Origin of the sequence: Erwinia endophytica (genome assembly GCF_009295515.1) — a bacterium.
In the GTDB taxonomy this organism is placed as follows: Bacteria; Pseudomonadota; Gammaproteobacteria; order Enterobacterales; family Enterobacteriaceae; genus Erwinia; species Erwinia endophytica.
The window spans coordinates 1-4,400 of sequence record NZ_RQVV01000002.1 but is presented as its reverse complement, the minus strand read 5'-3'; the positions used below and the strand labels follow the sequence as shown (position 1 = coordinate 4,400).

Below are 4,400 nucleotides of genomic sequence, written 5' to 3'. Positions count from 1 at the left end.
ATCGGAATGAATGATGTTGCCGTCCGTGTAGGTCCAGGTGATTTTTTCGTAACGCAGTTCAATGCGTTCCAGATGGTTGTGTTTCTCGAAGGACGGGTCCTTGATGTCATGCATCACCGGATTCACCTTCACCACCTTCACGTTTTCCAGTTTAGTGTTGAAGTACTCCACTTCCTGACCCGCGTCGTTGATTTTGTACCACTTGAATTCCGCTGACTTCAGCGTCTGCCCGGTGGTCACCGCCTTGTACAGATACGGACTGGATGAATCGATTTCCTTGGTGAACTGGAACGGCGTATGGATACGGGTGCCGGTCAGCTTGCCGGTGTTGTTATCGGTCGGGATGTACAGGTTGTGCTCCTGCGCCACCACTTCGATACTCCCTTCACGGTCCTGAACATCCACTGAACCCTTGATGTCCGCGCCGCCGTCGTCTTTCAGCCACAAATAAACTGGAATTGCCATGTGTAAGTCTCCTTTTTATACACGTTTATACACGCCATCCTTCAGGCCGCTTCCCGGGGTGTCCGTCCTGCGGATACCGCCGTCGCCACCCCGGTACACCGTCCGAATGACTGGTGCGTGTGTGCTGCTGTCAAAAACCGTCACCATCCTGTGATGACGGTGGGGGGGAGTCCGGTAACTGACAGGCGTCCGCCTGCGGTACCAGACTGATTTCGACCCGCCGGTTAAGCGCTCGGCCTTCCGGGGTGTCGTTGTCTGCAACCGGGCGGCTCTCGCCATAGCCCTGCACTGCAAAACAGCTTTCCGGCACGTCGCCGGTGTCGCGCATCCAGTCCCGCACCGCCGCGGCGCGTTTCAGGGAGAGCGCCTGATTTTGTTGTGGACTGCCGGTGTTGTCGGTATGTCCGCTGACCACTATCAGCCAGCCGGGCCGGGCTTTGATATCCACCAGGGAATTCACCAGCATTTTTGTTGAGCCGGCTTTCAGTTCCGCCTTCCCGGAATCGAACAGCGACAGGCTGTCGAGACGAACCATCTTCGGCACCGGTACGGCTTTGGGTTCCGGCTTCGGTGGTGGAGGGGGCTGCGGCACATACGTATCAATGGCCTGCTGGATACTCAGCCACAAGCGCTCACCAGGATAGAGCCCCAGACCATAACGCTGCGGTACCCCCTGGCGTTGCCAGCGCTCCAGCAACAAAGCCTCTTGCTGCAACACATGCAATGCCTGTGCTTTAGGGATGTAGTGGGTCATTGGGATTGCCTGCCAGCGTTGCAAATTGGCGCTGACTCGCTGAATAAGCCGCTGATTATGCATTACCGACTGACCGACAGCCGCGAGCGCACACAGCAATAACACCATCACTACCCGGCGTCCGGTTTCCCCCCCCTGCAATGGGCGGGCATAAGGTGCCAGCAGCGCTAAAACAGGATCAGCAAAGTGCCACAGGGGTGAACAGGTTATGACGTTGACCGGTGGGAGCAGTCGGGTATGGCGGAACAGCCATTGCGACCACAACGCCTGCATTGTGACCGGCACATGCCCAGTCCGCATCACCACCGCGAACGGAGATATCGCAGGACACAATGGATCTACTTTGGCCAGCTCATCCAGTATGACCTGCTGCATAAATGCCATTGCATGTGATAAGAACGGTAACCTGTCTGCATTTTCCGGCAGCAGGAGCCAGTCACCAAACGACAGCGCCGGCTCATCCGGTGGACAGACCAGCGATGAGTTACCCCGAAGCACCATCCACGGAGTCTCCGGCCCCGAAAACTCGCCACTGATCACTACTGGCGGTGTATAGCCAGAAAGCGCTTTCAGCTGTTTCACCTGCTGGCGCAGCGTTTTCAGGGAAGCCTGCAGTTCCCCTTCATCTTCGTGCAAACCCGGCAGACAGCGAAACATCACCACCAGCTGTCCGGCCATCATGGGTTCACGTGCCAGTAACTGTCCGGCAAATGTATGCAGTTGTTCAGTTGATGCCACCTGCAGATAGCATCCCTGAGCAGTCGTCCGGCAGGGGCTCTCCGCAAACAGGTTGTCACTGACATCCCCACAGACCAGTAAAACGGGACCGGTAAAACCCTCAGGTGGATAAATGCCGCCATCAGCATGCTGCACGACAGAACGTTGCCGACGGTAACGCTGACCAGCCAGCAACAGAACAACAATCCCCCCCAGCACCGTCAGAGCACCTTTCAGTAACACCGGAAGGTCCAGGTATCCCCAAACCAGCCAGAGCACGGCGATGGTACAAATCAGCGGCGGAAAAACGGCCCGTAACAGTACGGTTCTGTGCATCAGTGCAACTCCGGAAGTTGCTGACGCAGCAAATCCTGCAACCACAAATGGCCGCCAACCCAGGCCAGGGCAGTCAGTGCTATGGTCAGAACAACCCAGAACCACACGGAGCGCAGGAGGTTGTAGCGCCGTTTTCCGGTTTTATGCACCACCAGGGAGATCCCTGTTTCCAGCGGCGGAACCCGCTTATTCAGGGTATCAAGGATTTCCTCCCGCTGCGCCTGGCCCACGCCGGACAGGCTGAATTGCCCCTGAAAACCCAGCGCCAGAACACGCTGATAACAGGTCAATACCGCGGGTACCGGCGATGGTTGGCGCAAAACTTCAGCAATGCGGTCATACAACGCGCCCCCTGCACGCAGTGAACCAAAATAGCGAGCCTGTAACGGCGCGGCGCGCCAGACTTTCATCTCTTCGTCCACATCCGTCGGTACCGGTTCTGCCGCCTTTCCGTTGTCGCTGTCTGCGGGAGCCTGTTCAGCCGTTTTGCGGTTCATTACCGCTTCATCCAGCAGGGCGCATTGTGCATAAGAAATGTGCATGATACTGGCGTTATCATAACCCGCGCGTTCAAGCGCCTCCCGCACACTTTCCACCTGCGCACAGCAGTTCCTGTACAGCGCCTGCCCGTCTGGCGCTTTGGCGCCATGGCGCAACTGAGCCACGGTAAGCCAGGTGTCGGCCATCAGGTCGTCAATATCGATGTCCTTTCTCATGAGCGCAACACCGCAAACAGTTCAAGTTCAAGTTCGCCCAGCAACGAAGGCACATAGAACAGACAGACGCCCTGCTCCAGCATGTCATGCGCCGCCCGGCTCGCCATATCCAGCACGAAGTACTGGTTTTCCAGCCGTACCGGCAGCGCCGCAGGGACACGGCTTAACGGGATAAGACTGATGCCTTCCATCGCCACGCCGGATATTTGTCCCACATCATCCGGGGTGCCGGCGACGGCCATCTCGGCAAACTTTTCAGCCACCTGCCAGGCAGGAAGATCAGAACGAACCGAGAGATAAAAATCTGCTTCTTCGCGCAGACGGATATCATGCAGCACCGCTTTCCAGGTCTGCTCATCCTGTCTGATCATATTGACCGCAACGACCCGTGATGGCAGGCTGGCTTCCAGCAGTTCGCTGATCAGTTCAAACAACGGCGGGAAGGTATTTTCCGGCACCAAATGGTCATAACCCGGAATGGCGTCCAGATCCCTGTCAAGCGAAAAGGTCAACATGCTGCCTGCCAGACGCGCGAGTTCCTGCCAGAGCTGTTCCGGATGGCGATGAGGAAAATGTTCATATTCAGAAAGAACACGGGCGTGGGTATTCAGCGCATTGAGCAACCAGAACAGGGAGACATCCGCCACCGCAAAATCGGCCATCCGCTCATTGCTTTCACGGCGCATCGCCATCAGGCGCTGACGGCGGGAGCGTAGCTGACGGTTCAGTAAGACCAGACGTTCACGTAACACGCTACTTGCCGAAAACATGGCCATCGGTGGCACAAAATCCGCATCCTGCCGCCAACCGCCCTGTCCATCCCTGCGCAACCGCGCAATAGCACAAGTCTGCCAGGCATCGTTACTTTCATGATCGAAGCGGAAAGCCAGATTAAAGCGGGCCACCGCCACCGGTTCCTCTTCCTTACCAAATATATCCGCGATCGTTACCCACTCTTCCCGATAACGCAGAGGACGCTCGGCCTGAAGCATTTCGGTCTGCACGTTAACGATCCCGGGCTGCATAACCGGCAGGGCGACAAAGACGGTCACACTGTCCGTACGACCAGTGGCAGGAAGCACAATTTCCCGCGGCTCTGGCGGCAGATCGGCACTTTGTGTATCAATCAGCGTGCCATCAGGCAGCCACAGACGTAGTTTCTCCGCCTGTACCCGCCCCGATGCCAGCAAATCTTCATTCAGTTCCACAGACTCCACGCCCCAGGGAAAGGGGCTGGTCAGTGAAGACAGGCCGGCACGGGAAAATGACTCCCATTCAGACTGCTGTTGGAACTGCTGAGGGGCCAGCAGGGCCCCCTCATTCCATAACGGACGATAAATTTTCATCCCTGCCTGACTCCTGCCTTATGCTTTCGCCTTCGGCATCTGGGAAACCAGCGACAGACTGACGTC

General features: G+C 57.1%; 4 protein-coding genes. All 4 read right to left on the bottom strand.

All coding sequences use genetic code 11. The features are described from left to right. Positions 1 to 465: type VI secretion system tube protein TssD (gene tssD / locus EH228_RS00200; RefSeq protein ID WP_152319695.1), on the bottom strand; the 465-nt coding region annotated here is incomplete at its 3' end. A 130-nt stretch (positions 466 to 595) separates the two neighbouring features. Continuing rightward, a complete protein-coding gene (locus EH228_RS00195; RefSeq protein WP_152319694.1) occupies positions 596 to 2,272 on the bottom strand; it encodes an OmpA family protein in 1,677 nt (558 codons plus the stop codon). Then, on the bottom strand, positions 2,272 to 2,988 hold the full coding sequence (gene tssL / locus EH228_RS00190) for a type VI secretion system protein TssL, short form (protein ID WP_152319693.1): 717 nt from the start codon (positions 2,986 to 2,988) through the stop codon (positions 2,272 to 2,274). Before tssL ends, EH228_RS00195 begins: the two co-directional genes overlap by 1 nt. Then, positions 2,985 to 4,334 (bottom strand): type VI secretion system baseplate subunit TssK, encoded by a 1,350-nt coding sequence (tssK, locus tag EH228_RS00185; protein WP_152319692.1) that lies wholly within the window; start codon positions 4,332 to 4,334, stop codon positions 2,985 to 2,987. Before tssK ends, tssL begins: the two co-directional genes overlap by 4 nt. Positions 4,335 to 4,400 lie beyond the last annotated feature (66 nt).